Below are 14,308 nucleotides of genomic sequence, written 5' to 3' on the forward strand. Positions count from 1 at the left end.
CGGTAGACCGGGGTCGTGACCAACCGCACCGTGCTCGTCACCGGCGCGACCGGCTACATCGGCGGCCGGCTGGTGCCGGCCCTCCTGGACGCCGGCCAGCGGGTGCGCTGCCTGGCCCGCACCCCGTCGAAGCTCGACGACCGGTCGTGGCGCTCCGAGGTGGAGGTGATCCGGGGCGACGTGGCCGACCCGGCGTCGCTCGGGCCGGCCCTGGCCGGGGTCGATGCCGCGTACTACCTGGTGCACTCCATGGGGAGCGAGCACGACTTCGCCGAGCGGGACCGCCAGGCGGCCCGGGCCTTCCGCGACGCGGCTGCGGCCGCCGGCCTCCAGCAGGTGATCTACCTGGGCGGGCTGGGCGACGAGCGCGACCCGCGGCTGTCGGCCCACCTGCGGAGCCGCCACGAGGTGGGGCGGATCCTGGCCGAGGGGCCCGTGCCCGTCACCGAGCTGCGGGCCGCGGTGATCATCGGCTCGGGCAGCGCCTCGTTCGAGATGCTCCGCACCCTCACCGAGGTGCTGCCGGCGATGGTCACGCCGAAGTGGGTGGAGACCCGGTGCCAGCCCATCGCCATCCGCGACGTCCTGGCCTACCTGGTCGGCGTGCTCGGGCTGCCCGGCGCCACCGGGCGGGTGCTCGAGATCGGCGGGCCCGACGTCGTCACGTACCGGCGGATGATGGAGGTCTACGCCGAGGTGTCCGGGCTGCGGCGCCGGCTGGTGGTGCCCGTGCCCGTGCTCAGCCCGCGCCTGTCGTCGCTCTGGGTCGGCCTGGTCACCCCGCTCCCGGCCGATCTGGCCCGGCCGCTGGTGGACAGCCTGGTGAACGAGGTGCTGGTGCACGACCCGGCGATCACCCGGCTGCTGCCCCGCCGCCTGCTCGGCTTCCGCGAGGCGGTGAGCCTGGCCCTGGCCCGCACCCGGAGCCTGGAGGTGAGCACCAGCTGGGCCGGCGCCGAGCTCCCCGGCCGTGATCCCGCCGACCCGCTCCCCACCGATCCCGGTTGGTCGGGCGGCACCGTGCTCGACGACGTGCGCTCGGTGCGCTCGACGGCCCGGCCCCATGCCCTCTACCGGGTGGTCACCGGCGTGGGGGGCGACCGCGGCTGGTACGTGGCCGACTGGCTGTGGTGGATCCGTGGGCTCGTCGACCGGATCCTCGGAGGGCCGGGCATGCGCCGGGGCCGGCGCCACCCCGACGACCTCCGGGTGGGGGATCCCGTCGACTTCTGGCGGGTGGAGGCGCTCGTCCCCGACCGGCTGGTGCGCCTCCGCGCCGAGATGAAGGTGCCCGGGTCGGCCTGGCTCGAGTGGACGATCCGCCCGGTGGTGGGCGAGCCGGAGGTGACCGTGCTCCAGCAGCGGGCCCTGTTCCACCCGCGGGGCGTCTGGGGCCGGGCCTACTGGTATGCGCTGGTGCCGTTCCACGGCGTGATCTTCCGAGAGCTGGCCCGCCGCCTGGCCGCCGCCGCCGAGGCGCTCCCGCCCGCCGGCGCGTAGCCTGCCCCCATGCTGTTCGGCCGGCCCGAGCCCCGCACCGTCACCGCCGACGAGGCCCTGCCCGGGCGCGACGTCGCCATGCCGGTGCCCGCCGCCCACACGGTGCTCGGCACGCCCCTGCTGCCCCCGTTCCCGGCGGGCACCGAGGTGGCGGTGTTCGGCCTGGGCTGCTTCTGGGGGGCCGAGCGGGCCTTCTGGCGGTTGCCGGGCGTGGTCACCACCGCGGTGGGCTACGCCGGTGGGTTCACGCCCAACCCCACCTACGACGAGGTGTGCTCGGGTCTCACCGGCCACGCCGAGGTGGTGCTGGTGGCCTTCGACCCCGCCGTCGTGACGTACGAGCGGCTCCTCCAGGTCTTCTGGGAGGCCCACGACCCCACCCAGGGGATGCGCCAGGGCAACGACGTGGGCACCCAGTACCGCTCGTGCGTGCTGTGGGTCACGCCGGCCCAGCGGGCTGCGGCCGAGACGTCGCGCCGGGCGTTCCAGCGGGTGCTCGACGCCGCCGGCTACGGGCCCGTCACCACCGAGATCGCCGAGGCCGGGCCCTTCTACTACGCCGAGCCGTACCACCAGCAGTACCTGGACAAGAACCCCGACGGCTACTGCGGGCTGGGCGGCACCGGCCTGTCGTGCCCGGTCGGCACCGGGGCCCCGGCCGACCCGGCCGGCTGACGCACCCCGGGGTCGTCGCTGGACGCCTTCGGCCGGGAGCTGGGCAGGCCACCGACGGGTGCCCACCGGCCGATCGGCTGCGGGAGGCGGGCCGGGCCCACCGGTCGACCCCGACGCCCTCGTCGAGCGCCACGTCGACGCCCTCCTCGGCGGGGTGGGCCGACGCCCCCTTCGTGGTTGCCGTGCGACGATGCGAGACGACCGTGCTAGCACTGTTCCAGCTCGGTCACGGGGGGTCGGGATGACGACGGTCGAGAACCGCTACCTACAGGGAAACTTTGCGCCGGTGCACACGGAGGTCACCGCCACCGACCTCACGGTGAGCGGCTCGATCCCCGAGGTGCTCGAGGGCCGGTACCTGCGCATCGGCCCGAACCCGGCCGCCCCGCCCGACCCGGTGACGTACCACTGGTTCAGCGGCGACGGCATGGTGCACGGGGTGCGGCTGCGCGGCGGGCGGGCCGAGTGGTACCGCAACCGCTGGGTGCGCAGCAGCCGGGTGGCCGAGGCGCTGGGCGAGCCGCCGCCCGAGGGGCCCGTCCACGCCGGCATGGACACCGTGAACACCAACGTGATCGGCCACGCCGGGCGCACGTGGGCCCTGGTCGAGGCCGGGGCCTACCCGGTGGAGCTCTCCGACGAGCTGGACACCGTGGGCCGCAACCCGTTCTTCGGCACCCTGCCGGGGGCGTTCACGGCCCACCCGAAGCTCGACCCGGTCAGCGGCGAGCTGCACGCGGTGGCGTACTGGTGGGGCTGGGACCACCTGCAGTACGTGGTGGTCGGCACCGACGGCCGGGTGCGCCGCACCGTCGACGTGCCCGTGGCCGACGGGCCCATGGTGCACGACATGGGGCTCACCGAGCGCAGCGTCGTGCTGCTCGACCTGCCGGTCAACTTCGACCTGTCGCTGGCGGGCAGCGGGTACTTCCCCTACCGGTGGAACCCCGACCACGGCGCCCGGGTCGGCGTGCTGCCCCGCGAGGGCGGCCCGGCCGACGTGCGGTGGTGCGAGGTCGACCTCTGCTACGTGTACCACCCGCTCAACGCCTACGACCTCCCCGACGGGCGCATCGTGATGGACGTGGTGCGCCACCCGAAGATGTTCGCGAGCGACGTCAACGGCCCCAACGAGGGCGATCCGGTGCTCGTGCGGTGGACCGTCGACCCCGCCGCCGGCCGGGTCGCCCAGGAGCTTCTCGACGACCGGGGCCAGGAGTTCCCCCGGATGGATCCGCGGCTCGTCGGCCGCCGCCACACCATCGGCTGGGGGGCGTCGTTCGGACCTGGGGCCGAGCACGGCGCCCTGCTGAAGCACGACGTCGAGCGGGCGACCACCGAGGTCCACGAGTACGGGCCGGGCCGGGTGACGCTCGAGCCGGTGTTCGTGCCCCGTCCGGGCGGCACGGGCGAGGAGGACGGCTGGGTGATGTCGGTCGTCTACGACGCCACCACCGACACGAGCGACCTGGTGATCCTCGACGCCGGCGACCTCAGCGAGGTGGCCGCCGTGCACCTGCCCCAGCGGGTGCCCTTCGGCTTCCACGGCAACTGGGTGCCCGACGAGAGCGGGTTGTAGGCGGGATGGCTGCCGAGGCCGACGCCCCCGCGGGGCGCGTGGAGTTCTTCTTCGACCCGATCTGCCCGTGGGCCTACCAGACGTCGGTGTGGATCCGTGACGTGCGGGACCAGACGGGGCTGGAGATCGGCTGGCGCTTCTTCAGCCTGGAGGAGATCAACCGGGCCGAGGGCAAGAAGCACCCCTGGGAGCGCGCCCTCGCCTACGGGTGGACGCCGATGCGCGTGGGGGCGTGGCTGCGCCGTCGGGACATGGCGCTGCTCGACGCCTGGTACGAGGCCATCGGGCGGGCGCTCCACGTGGAGGGCCGCCGGCCCCACGACGAGGCCGTGGCCAAGGAGCTGCTCGGGGCCATCGGCGCCGACCCGTCGGCGTGGGACCAGGCGCTGGCCGACCCCACCACCCACGACGAGGTCCGGGCCGACCACGAGGAGGCCGTGGGCCGGTGGGGCGCGTTCGGCGTGCCCGTGATCGTGTTCGAGTGGGGCCGCGCCATCTTCGGGCCGGTCGTCGTGCCCGCCCCGGCCGGGAGCGCGGCGCTGGAGCTGTGGGACCTCACGGTGCGCTCGGCCCGGTTCCCCGGCCTCTACGAGCTGAAGGTGCCCAAGACGCCGGCCATGCTCGCCGACATCGCGACGCGCTTCGCGCCGTACCTCGAGGCCCGCCAGTGGCCGACGATCGAGAGGCCGGCGCCATAGGCGTCCCCTGACCGGTGACCGGTGACCGGGCTGGACCCGGTGGGTACGGTGATCGTGGAATCGCTGACGCGGGAGGTGTGGCCATGGCCGAGGACGAGGCGCGCAAGGAAGCGATCAAGCGGCTGAAGGCGAAGCAGTCCGCCCGCAACTACCTCGTGACGTTCATCTTCGTGAACGTCATGATGATCGTGATCTGGGCCCTCTCCGGTGGTGGCTACTTCTGGCCCGGCTGGGTGCTGTTCGGCACCGGCATTGGGCTGTTCTGGACGATGTGGAACGCCTACGGCAGCGGCCACCGCCAGATCACCGAGGCCGACATCGAGCGCGAGATGGGCAAGGGCGGCGGCCCGGCCCCCGACGCCCGGTGACCGCCGACTACCAGCCGACCCCGGCAGACCGGTTCACCTTCGGCCTGTGGACGGTGGGCAACCGGGGTCGGGACCCGTTCGGGCACGAGGTGCGCCCGCCGCTCGACCCGGTCGACGCCGTGCACCGGCTGGCCGAGCTGGGCGCCTACGGGGTGAACCTCCACGACGACGACCTGGTGCCGCCGGGCGCCTCGGCCTCGGAGCGCGAGGCGATCGTGGAGCGGTTCCGCCGCGCCCTCGACGCCACGGGGATGGTCGTGCCGATGGCCACGACCAACCTGTTCTCCCATCCCGTGTTCAAGGAGGGCGCGTTCACCGCCAACGACCCCGCGGTCCGCCGCCACGCGGTCGCCAAGACGCTCGACGCCATCGACCTCGGCGTGGAGCTCGGCGCTGGCGTGTACGTGATGTGGGGAGGCCGGGAGGGGGTGGAGGCCGACGCCGCCAAGGACGCGCGCCTGGCGCTCGACCGCTACAAGGAGGCGGTCGACCTCTGCTGCGCGTACGTGCGGGACCGCGGCTACCACCTGCGCTTCGCCCTCGAGCCGAAGCCCAACGAGCCCCGCGGCGACCTGTTCCTGCCCACCGTGGGCCACGCCCTGGCCTTCATCGGGCGGCTCGAATGGCCCGAGATGGTCGGCGTGAACCCGGAGTTCGCCCACGAGACCATGAGCGGCCTGTCGTTCCAGCACGCCGTGGCCCAGGCCCTGTGGCACGGGAAGCTCTTCCACATCGACCTGAACGCCCAGCGCATCGGCAAGTACGACCAGGACTTCCGCTTCGGGGCCGAGGGCCAGCGCGACGCCTTCTACACCGTCAAGCTGCTGGAGGACGCCGGGTGGGAGGGGTGTCGGCACTTCGACGCCCACGCCTACCGCACCGAGTCGGCCGACGGGGTGTGGGACTTCGCCCGGGGCTGCATGCGGACGTACCTGATCCTGCGGGAGAAGGCCCGCCGGTTCGCCGACGATCCGGAGATCCAGGCCGCGCTGGCCGAGGCCCGGGCGGGTGAGCTGGCCGTCGCCACCTCGCCCGACGGCCTCGGGGCCGACGCCATCGCCGCGCTGCGCGCCGGGCCCCGCGCGGTCGACGCGCTGGCGGCCCAGGGCTACGGCCACGAGCGGCTGGACCAGCTCGTCAACGAGCTGCTGCTCGGCGTGCGCTGAGCCGGGGCGGCCGGCGTGCCCCTCGTGTGCGGTGTCGACTCCTCGACGCAGTCGACCAAGGTCGAGCTCCGCGACGCGGACACCGGGGTGCTGGTCGCCACCGGCCGGGCGCCGCACCCGGCCACGACCCCGCCCCGCAGCGAGCAGCACCCGGCGGCGTGGTGGGGCGCCCTGGGGGCGGCCGTCGCCGGGTGCCGGCGCGCCGCCGACGTGGCCGCGGTGGCGGTGGCGGGCCAGCAGCATGGGCTGGTGGTGACCGACGCGGCCGGCGTGCCGCTGCGGCCGGCCAAGCTCTGGAACGACACCGAGTCCGCACCCCAGGCGGAGGTGCTGGTCGCGGGGCTCGGCGGGCCGGCCCGGTGGGCGGCGCTGTGCGGCTCGGTGCCGGTCGCGTCGTTCACGGTCACCAAGCTGGCGTGGCTGCGCCAGCACGAGCCGGAGGTGCTGGCCCGGGCGGCGTGGGTGCTCCTCCCCCACGACTGGCTCACCCGGCAGCTGTGCGGTGCGGCCGTCACCGACCGCGGCGACGCCTCGGGGACGGGGTACTGGTCGCCGGCGTCGGGCCGCTACCTGGCCGAGGTGCTGGCCCTCGTCGACCCGGAGGTCGACTGGCGTCCGCGCCTGCCCGAGGTGCTCGGCCCGGTGGACGTTGCGGGTGCGGTCGGGGCCGCGGCGGCTGCCGCCGTGGGCCTGCGTGCCGGGGTCCTGGTGGGGCCCGGGACGGGCGACAACATGGCGGCCGCGCTGGGGGTGGCCCTGCAGCCGGGCGACGTCGTCGTGTCGATCGGCACCTCGGGCACCGTCTACGCGGTGTCGCCCACGCCCACGGCCGACGGCGGCGGGGCCGTCGCCGGGTTCGCCGACGCCACCGGCCGGTTCCTCCCCCTCGTGTGCACCCTGAACGCGACCAAGGTCACCGATGCCGCCGCCCGGCTCCTCGGCGTCGACCTCGCCGGGCTCGACGCCCTCGCCCGCGCCGGTGACCCCGGCGCCGGAGGCCTGGTGCTGCTGCCGTACCTCGACGGCGAGCGGACCCCGAACCGCCCGGGTGCCACCGGCGTGCTCGCCGGGCTGCGGTCCGACGTCACGCGCGAGCAGCTGGCGCGGGCCGCGGTGGAGGGGGTGGTCTGCGGGCTCCTCGACGGGCTCGACGCGCTGCGCGCCGCGGGGGTGGACACGGGCGGACGCCTGGTGCTGGTGGGTGGCGGCAGCCGCTCGGCGGCCTACCCGCAGATCCTCGGCGACCTGGCCGGCCGGGCGGTCACGGTCGCGGCCGGCGCCGAGCACGTCGCCGCGGGAGCGTGCGTGCAGGCCGCGGCCGTGCTCCACGGCCGCCCCCCCGAGGAGGTGGCCGTGGCGTGGGGCCTGGGCCACGGGCCCCTGGTGGAGCCCGGCCCCGGTGCGGCCGCCGGCCCCGAGGTGCGGGCCGCCTACGGCGCCCTGCGTGACGCCACCGCCCGGGCGCCGACTCCCGGCGAGATGGTCAGCTGGACACCGCCGACGTCAGGGCCACCAGCGCGCTGACCACCAGCATGCCCAGCACGACCCCTCGGAACCGCCGGGGGTCGACCCGGCGGTAGGCGAGCCGGCCCAGCCACCACCCGGCCACCAGGCCGGGAACGCCCGCCAGGAGCGTCGTCGTCACCGTGGCCGTCCAGTTCCCGGCGGCCGTCAGGAGCAGCACCGACAGCACGCCGCTCACCACGAACACGGTGGCGAGGGTGGCCCGGAACTCGGCCGGCTCGAACCCCTGGGCCTGGAGGCCGAGCACCAGGGGCGGGCCGTTCATGCTCGTGCTGGTGGACAGCACCCCGCTGGTGAAGCCGGTGGCCAGATCGACGCCGAGCCCTCGTGCGCCCAGGGTGACGCCGCGGGCCAGCAGCCCGGTGAGCACCAGGACCACGACCGCGATCACCGCCTTCAGGGCCTGCGGGTCGAGCACCTCGATCACCAGCAGGCCGATCGGCAGTCCGGCGACGGCGGCGGCGAGCAGCACCGCCGCGGTGCGGCGACGCACGTTCGGCCAGCCCTCCGCGACCAGCGCGACGTTGACGGCGCTACCCAGGGCGTTGGCGCTGAGCACCGCAGCCTCGGGCCCCACCACGACGGCGAGCAGGGGTACCGCCAGCAGGCTGAAGCCGAAGCCGGTGAGCGACTGCGCGGCACCGGCCAGCGCGACGATCGCAGCCACGGCGAGGGCGTCGGCGGCGGGCACGACGGCGCACCGTACCGCCCTCCTGCGGGGCGGACCGCCGCCCCGGTGGATGATGGGCGGGTGAGCCCCCGGCCCGTCCTCGCCTACGACCCCGCCGTGCTCGAGCGGTTCCCCTCCACGCGGGCCGGTGCGGCCGTGCTGGGCGGCGTCGGCAACGGGCCCACCGCCGCAGGCCTCCTCGCGGCCTTCCGGGCCGAGCAGGAGGCGGCCCTGGGCCGGCTGGCCGACCGGCCGGTCTCGGACCTGGCGAGCATCGTCGCCTGGCGGCGCACGTTCACGGCCTTCGGCGTGGCGCCCACCAGGTACCGCAACGCCGCCGAGGCGCTGCTCCGCCGGCTCACCAAGGCGGGCGACATCCCGACGTTGGGCACGCTCGTCGACCTCGGCAACCTCCTCAGCGTCCGCCACGCCCTGCCGGTGGTGGTCGTCGACCTCGACCGCGTCGCCGGCGGTCTCACGGTCCGCTTCGCCACCGGCGACGAGCGGTTCGCCGACCTCGGTGGCACCGTGGCCGAGCGTCCCGAACCGGGGGAGGTGGTGTTCGTCGACGAGGACGACGTCGTCGCCGCCCGGCGCTGGTGCTGGCGCCAGAGCACCGCCTCCGCGGTCTCCGGTGCCACCCGGCGGGTGCTCCTGGCCGCCGAGGCGCAGCACGAGGGCGGTGCCGACGCCGTTGCCGCCGCCCTCGACAGCCTCGGCGGCCTCGTGAGCGACCACCTCCCCGGTGCGGTGCTCACGACGGCGGTGCTCGGCCCGGACCGATCGGTGTTCGTGCCCTGCCCGTGAGCGACCAGCCGGCGAGCGGCCGTGCGCAAGCGGCCCGAGCGCCCTCCGGGTCGATCCCGGGAGCCGCGGTCAGCTCGTCGCCCTCGTCTCGGCCCCGGTGCGGGCGGTCTCCCACGCCAGCATCGCCCGCTTGCGGTCCTGGCCCCAGTGGTACCCGCCGAGGGCGCCGGACCGACGCAGGACGCGGTGGCAGGGGATCAGCCAGGCAACGCGGTTGGCGCCCACGGCGGAGGCCACGGCCCGCACCGCGTCGGGGCGACCCACCGCCCCGGCCACGTCGCCGTACGTGACGGCCCGGCCCTCCGGGATCGCCAGCAGCGCCTCCCAGACGCGCACCTGCAGGTTGGTGCCCTTCACCAGCACGGGGAGCGGGGCACCGCTCCCGTCGGCCAGCGGGTCGACGGCCTGGCGGACGACGCGGGCGGCGACGCCCGAGTCGGCGACCAGGGTGGCCGACGGCCAGTCGTGGCGGAGGCGCTCCTCCGGGTCGTCGCCGGCGCCGGCGAAGCCCAGGGCGCACACCCCCCGGTCGGTCACGGCCACGAAGGTGTCGCCGAAGGGCGACGGGCACCACCCGTGACGGATGACCAGCCCCTCGCCGCCCGCCCGGAGCTGGCCGGGCGTGGCGCCGTCGACCGCGACCATCAGGTCGTGGAGGCGGCCCGGGCCGGAGAGGCCGGCCGCGTGGGCCGCGTCGAGCACGGTGGCCGAGCCGCGGAGCAGGGCGCGGGCGTCGGCCGCGGTCAGCACCTGCAGGAGCCGCTTGGGGCTCACGCCTGCCCACCGGCTGAACACCCGCTGGAGGTGGTGCTCGGACAGCCCCACGTGCGCGGCCACGTCGGCGAGCGTCGGCTGGTCGCCACGATGGGCCTCCACGTAGGCGATGGCCCGTCCGACGACGTCGTAGTCACGATCCACGGCGGCCACGGTACGGGTGGGCGGCGGGCGGGTCGACCCGCTTCTTGCGGTCGCGCGCCCGGGACGCGGCCGTGGCACGATCTCGGTCGTGACCGGGAACGGCGAGCGCGGCGCTGCCACCCCTCGCGCCCAGCAGGTCGCCGACGAGGCCGCCCGTCGGCGCCGGCGGCGGGAGTTCGCCGAGCGCTTCGCCCGGGGCGACAGCTACGGGCTGCTCCTCGTCGCCGTGCTGGCGACGTACGTCCTCCTCGCCGTGCTCCCCGCGACCGCGTGGTCGCGGGTGTTGATCACCGCCGGCTTCTGCACCGTGCTGCTGCTCGCCCTGCACACCTCGCGCTGGCGGGGGCGGGGCACACGTGTGCTGCAGGTGATCGCCCTCGCCGCCGTCGCCAACTCGGTCGTGCAGGCGATCATCGGCTACCCGCACGCCGACACCATCACCTACCTCACGGTGCTGCTCATGATGGTGGCGCCGGTGGCCGTGCTCCGCAGCATCTCCAGGCACCAGCAGGTCGGGCTCGAGACCGTCCTGGGGGGCATCTCGGTCTACGTGCTCCTCGGGGTGAGCTTCGCGGCGATCTACCTGGCCGTCGACTCCATCTCGGGCGGGTTCTTCGCCCAGGCCTCGGAGAACCGGGTCAGCTTCCTCTACTTCAGCTTCATCACCATGACCACCGTGGGCTACGGCGACCTCACCCCCGGCACCGAGGTGGGACAGGTGCTGGCCAGCCTGGAGGCCCTCGTGGGCCAGATCTACCTGGTGACGGTGGTGGCCTGGCTCGTCAGCGGCTTCGCGCGCACGCGGCGCGACAACCAGGCGGCCGCCTCCGACCCGGGCCTCGACGTGGAGGCCGACCCCCAGCCCTAGCAGCGCCTGGGACTTGGCGTCTTCGAGGACATCGGCCATCATCGCACCGGCCCGGCGCGTCCGCCCGGCCGGACCGGGGGGAGGCGAGGGCACATGGGCGAGGTCGACCTCGAGGCGGTGCGGGCCGAGCGCGACCGCATCCGCGGGGCCCACCAGCGCGATGCGGCAGAGCGGCCGGCGAGCACGGCACGCGGGGTCCACCACGTGGCGCTCGTCTGCGCCGACGTGGAGCGCACCGTGCGCTTCTACCAGGACCTGCTCGGCTTCCCGCTCACGGACATGTTCGAGAACCGCGACTACCCGGGCTCGACGCACTTCTTCTTCGACATCGGCCACCAGAACCTGCTGGCCTTCTTCGACTTCCCCGGGCTCGACGTGGGCCCGTACGCGGAGGTGCTCGGCGGGCTGAACCACCTGGCCATCTCGATGGAGCCCCGGCAGTGGGAGCGGGCCCGGGCCCGCCTCGACGAGGCCGGTGTCGCGTACGACCACGTCAGCGGGACCTCGCTGTACTTCCGCGACCCCGACGGCACCCGCCTCGAGCTGATCGCGGACCCCCTGGGCGAGATGTACGGGAGCCGGGTGCTCTGATCCCAGCGCCGCCGAGGTCACCCCCCCGCCGCGCCTCGGCTCGCCGGCGGCGGGCCTGGTGCCTGGGTGGTCGGTGGGCGGACACGGGCGCACCAGGTGCGGGCGGGCGCCGGGTCGGACGGCGCCGACCTACACCGCCCGCCCGAGGAAGCTCAGCAGCCGCGTCTGGGCGTCGGCGCCCGGCGGCGGCTCGATCCTGGCCCCGAAGTAGCCCGGTCCGCGCAGCATGGCGTCCAGCGGCTGCAGCCGGGCGTAGAAGGCCTCGGCCAGGCCGGCATCGAGCGTCTCGTCGGCGCCGATGGCGCGGGCCAGGTCCCACGTGTGCACGTAGAGGTCGACGATCGTGATCCCCAGGGCCGTCTCGGCCGGGCTGCGGCCCATGGGCCCGTCGACCTCGGTCTCCAGCGCGCCGGGTGCGCTCAGCGCGGCGATGGCGGCAGCCCGTGTCCGGCGCCACGACCCGCCGGCATCGTCGCCGAGGTCCCACTCGATGTCCTCGGCCCCGGGCACCTGGCTGATCACCATCCGCTGCGCGCCGACGGCGTGGTCCACCAGGGCCCGCACGTCCCACTCCGCGCACGGGGTGGGCGCGCCCCACTGGTCGGCGCGCACCGCGCCGAGCCGCTCCCCGAAGCTCTCGCTGACGAGCTTCCACCCGTCGAAGACCTCTCCCATGCCTGCCCCCTCGCTCGTGTGGGCGCCGACCCTACCGACCGGGCGGGGGTGACGCCGCGGCCGGGTCGGGCCCACCTACCCTTCGGCGTGACCGACGCCCCGAGGGAGGTCCTGGTCGTGCCCCGACAGCCCGCGCCCGTACCCGCGCCCGCGCCCGCGCCCCGCTCCCGGCGCGGCCTCCGGGTGGCCGCGGCCGTGCTGCTCGGAGGCGCCCTGCTGGCGACGGCCGTGCCCGCGGCTCGCGCTGACCACGTGCCCGAGGAGGACTTCGGGGCCGTGCCACCAGCGGAGGGCTACACCGTCACCTCGGTCAGCCAGGTGTCGCTCGGCGTGCAGCACCTCGTGCTCGAACGGGGCAGCGGGCCGGTGGTGGCCCACGTGGCCCGGATCCGCCCCGAGGTGGGCGTGCGGGTCCGGGCCGTCCTGTCGAACGACCTGGTGGCCGGCGACGGGACGCGCCGCGAGACCACCAGCTCGATGTGCCGCCGCACCAGCTGCGCGCTGGCGGTCAACGCCGACTACTTCGACCGCGACGGGCGGCCCGAGGGCCCCTTCGTCTCGGACGGGGAGCTCATCACGACCCCCGAGGACGGCACCGTCCCGCTCATGTTCGACGCCGCCGGGCGGCCGATCATGGACCACCTCCCCTGGTCGGTGTCGCTGGCGGCCGCCGGCCGGCAGCTGTCGCTGGACGCCGTCAACCGGGCGCCCGCCGACGGCGAGATCACCCTGTTCACCCCTCGCTACGGCCCGAGCACCGACACCCCCGAGGACACCCTGGAGCTGGTGCTCGACCTGGGCCAGCCCGGTCCGGACACGCCGCCCGGCGGCACGCCCGTGCGCATCCGCGAGCTCCGCACCGGCGGCGACGCCGGCTACGCGACCACGCAGGCCGTCCTCGCGGCCCGCGGGCCCGAGGCCGCGGCCACCGTGCAGGGCCTCTACGCCGCCGCCGCCGGCGGGCAGGGCGGGGACGGGCTGATGGTCGTGGACACCGGCGGGATCGTGGAGGCGGTCGGGGGCCGGCCGGGCCTGCTGCTCGGCGGCCGGTACCTGTTCTGGCCCGACAACCCGGCCGAGCAGGTGCAGACCCCGGCCCCGCGCACGCTGGTGGGCTGGACGGCTGACGGCACCATGCTGTGGGTGGCCGTCGACGGGCGCCGGCCCGGCCACAGCAGCGGCGTGACGTTGCCGGAGGCGACCCAGCTGCTGGTGTCCCTCGGAGCGGTCGAGGGCATCAACCTCGACGGTGGGGGCTCCACCACCTTCGTGGTGGGTGGGGGCGTCCAGAACCGCCCCAGCGACAGCGCCGGGGAGCGGCCGGTCAGCAACGCCCTGGTGGTGCTGCCCCCGTCGGTCGCCTCGCAGCGGCTCGCGGGCCAGACCCGCTTCGACACCGCGGTGGTGGCGTCCCGCCAGCTGTACCCGAACGGCGCGCCGGTGGCGGTCCTCGCCAGCGGCGAGAACTTCCCGGATGCTCTCGCCGGCGCGGTGCTGGCCGCCCGTGCCGGGGGCCCGCTGCTGCTGATCCGCCGCGACGAGGTGCCGGGGATCGTGGCCTCCGAGCTGCGCCGGCTCGGGGTGCGCCAGATCGCCCTGCTCGGCGGCCTGGCCGCCATCTCCCAGAAGGTCGAGTCGGAGCTGACCTTCGTGCTGCCCGGCGGCGTGGTGCGGATCTCCGGGCCCGACCGCTACTCGACGTCGGCGTTCGTGTCGTCGGCGGCCTTCCCCGGCGGCTCCCAGGTCGCCTACCTGGCCACCGGGCGGACCTTCCCCGACGCCCTGGCCGCCAGCGCGGGAGCGGCCGGCCAGCCCGGCCCGGTGCTGCTCGTCGACGGCGACCGCCCGGCCGATGCCGTCGTCGCCGAGCTGGGGCGCCTGGGGGCCAGCCGCCTGGTGGTGGTGGGCGGTGAGGGGGCCGTGCCGCAGGCCCTGGTCGACCGGGTCGCGGGCGGCCGCGCCGTGGAGCGCATCGCCGGCGCCGACCGCTACGAGACGGCGGGCCGGGTGACCGAGCGCTTCGGGCCGATGGTGCCCCAAGCGGTCGTCGCGACCGGTCAGGCCTTCCCCGACGCCCTGTCCGGTGCGTCGGTGGCGGCCCGGGCCGGGCTGCCCCTGCTCCTCGTGCCCGGCACCTGCGTCGGGAGCGCCGCCATGGCCGAGGCCGACCGCCGGGGTACCCAGCAGCTGTTCCTCATGGGGGGCACCGCGGCGCTGGGGTCCGGGGTCGAGCGGTTGGTCCCCTGCCCCTGAACGGGCGCGCCTGCCC

14 protein-coding genes are annotated in these 14,308 nt (G+C 75.6%); 11 read left to right on the forward strand and 3 right to left on the reverse strand.

Annotated elements, in window-relative coordinates; genetic code table 11:
- Positions 1–15: 15 nt before the first annotated feature.
- The 7 genes from IPM45_12755 to xylB all read left to right on the forward strand — a co-directional run bounded on the left by IPM45_12755 (position 16) and on the right by xylB (position 7,510).
- Positions 16–1,500, forward strand: coding sequence for an SDR family oxidoreductase (locus tag IPM45_12755; GenBank protein MBK9180404.1), 1,485 nt, complete (start codon positions 16–18; stop codon positions 1,498–1,500).
- Between the two features lie 9 nt (positions 1,501–1,509).
- Positions 1,510–2,175: a peptide-methionine (S)-S-oxide reductase MsrA gene (msrA, locus tag IPM45_12760; GenBank protein MBK9180405.1), complete on the forward strand. Its 666-nt coding sequence runs from the start codon at positions 1,510–1,512 to the stop codon at positions 2,173–2,175.
- A gap of 241 nt (positions 2,176–2,416) precedes the next feature.
- Complete coding sequence (locus IPM45_12765) at positions 2,417–3,754, forward strand: carotenoid oxygenase family protein (GenBank protein MBK9180406.1); 1,338 nt, start codon at positions 2,417–2,419, stop codon at positions 3,752–3,754.
- 5 nt (positions 3,755–3,759) lie between these two features.
- The gene (locus IPM45_12770) at positions 3,760–4,452 is read left to right on the forward strand and encodes a DsbA family protein (protein MBK9180407.1); all 693 of its coding nucleotides are present in this window, start codon (positions 3,760–3,762) and stop codon (positions 4,450–4,452) included.
- Between the two features lie 77 nt (positions 4,453–4,529).
- On the forward strand, positions 4,530–4,820 hold the full coding sequence (locus tag IPM45_12775) for a 2TM domain-containing protein (GenBank protein MBK9180408.1): 291 nt from the start codon (positions 4,530–4,532) through the stop codon (positions 4,818–4,820).
- Positions 4,817–5,986: a xylose isomerase gene (locus tag IPM45_12780; protein ID MBK9180409.1), complete on the forward strand. Its 1,170-nt coding sequence runs from the start codon at positions 4,817–4,819 to the stop codon at positions 5,984–5,986. Before IPM45_12775 ends, IPM45_12780 begins: the two co-directional genes overlap by 4 nt.
- A 15-nt stretch (positions 5,987–6,001) precedes the next feature.
- Positions 6,002–7,510 (forward strand): xylulokinase, encoded by a 1,509-nt coding sequence (xylB, locus tag IPM45_12785; GenBank protein MBK9180410.1) that lies wholly within the window; start codon positions 6,002–6,004, stop codon positions 7,508–7,510.
- Here xylB and IPM45_12790 read toward each other — a convergent pair.
- Positions 7,470–8,201: a sulfite exporter TauE/SafE family protein gene (locus tag IPM45_12790; GenBank protein MBK9180411.1), complete on the reverse strand. Its 732-nt coding sequence runs from the start codon at positions 8,199–8,201 to the stop codon at positions 7,470–7,472. The two genes, xylB and IPM45_12790, sit on opposite strands and share 41 nt — an antisense overlap.
- Positions 8,202–8,261: 60 nt before the next feature.
- Here IPM45_12790 and IPM45_12795 point away from each other — a divergent pair, with 60 nt between their 5' ends.
- Positions 8,262–8,987: a hypothetical protein gene (locus tag IPM45_12795; GenBank protein MBK9180412.1), complete on the forward strand. Its 726-nt coding sequence runs from the start codon at positions 8,262–8,264 to the stop codon at positions 8,985–8,987.
- A 69-nt stretch (positions 8,988–9,056) separates the two neighbouring features.
- Here the strand turns inward: IPM45_12795 and IPM45_12800 are convergent, their stop codons facing one another.
- Complete coding sequence (locus tag IPM45_12800) at positions 9,057–9,905, reverse strand: methylated-DNA--[protein]-cysteine S-methyltransferase (GenBank protein ID MBK9180413.1); 849 nt, start codon at positions 9,903–9,905, stop codon at positions 9,057–9,059.
- A gap of 88 nt (positions 9,906–9,993) precedes the next feature.
- On the opposite strand from IPM45_12800, the gene IPM45_12805 reads away from it, so the two are divergent.
- Both IPM45_12805 and IPM45_12810 read left to right on the forward strand, forming a co-directional pair.
- Entirely contained in the window at positions 9,994–10,773 is a 780-nt protein-coding gene (locus IPM45_12805) for a hypothetical protein (protein ID MBK9180414.1), read from the forward strand.
- Positions 10,774–10,866: 93 nt separating this feature from the next.
- Positions 10,867–11,364 carry a VOC family protein gene (locus tag IPM45_12810; protein MBK9180415.1) on the forward strand — a complete coding sequence of 166 codons (498 nt, stop codon included), beginning with the start codon at positions 10,867–10,869 and terminating at the stop codon, positions 11,362–11,364.
- 129 nt (positions 11,365–11,493) lie between these two features.
- Here the strand turns inward: IPM45_12810 and IPM45_12815 are convergent, their stop codons facing one another.
- Positions 11,494–12,039 (reverse strand): TIGR03086 family protein, encoded by a 546-nt coding sequence (locus IPM45_12815; GenBank protein ID MBK9180416.1) that lies wholly within the window; start codon positions 12,037–12,039, stop codon positions 11,494–11,496.
- 87 nt (positions 12,040–12,126) lie between these two features.
- Here IPM45_12815 and IPM45_12820 point away from each other — a divergent pair, with 87 nt between their 5' ends.
- Entirely contained in the window at positions 12,127–14,292 is a 2,166-nt protein-coding gene (locus IPM45_12820) for a cell wall-binding repeat-containing protein (protein MBK9180417.1), read from the forward strand.
- The last annotated feature ends 16 nt before the right edge of the window (positions 14,293–14,308 follow it).

The organism is Acidimicrobiales bacterium, assembly GCA_016716005.1.
Taxonomy (GTDB): Bacteria; Actinomycetota; Acidimicrobiia; order Acidimicrobiales; family JADJXE01; genus JADJXE01.

Bases quoted from the DNA above. Each gene is read 5' to 3' on its own strand.
- msrA (MBK9180405.1), top strand. From the start codon at position 1,510: ATGCTGTTCGGCCGGCCCGAGCCCCGCACCGTCACCGCCGACGAGGCC.
- IPM45_12765 (MBK9180406.1), top strand. From the start codon at position 2,417: ATGACGACGGTCGAGAACCGCTACCTACAGGGAAACTTTGCGCCGGTG.
- IPM45_12770 (MBK9180407.1), top strand. From the start codon at position 3,760: ATGGCTGCCGAGGCCGACGCCCCCGCGGGGCGCGTGGAGTTCTTCTTC.
- IPM45_12810 (MBK9180415.1), top strand. From the start codon at position 10,867: ATGGGCGAGGTCGACCTCGAGGCGGTGCGGGCCGAGCGCGACCGCATC.
- IPM45_12815 (MBK9180416.1), bottom strand. From the start codon at position 12,039: ATGGGAGAGGTCTTCGACGGGTGGAAGCTCGTCAGCGAGAGCTTCGGG.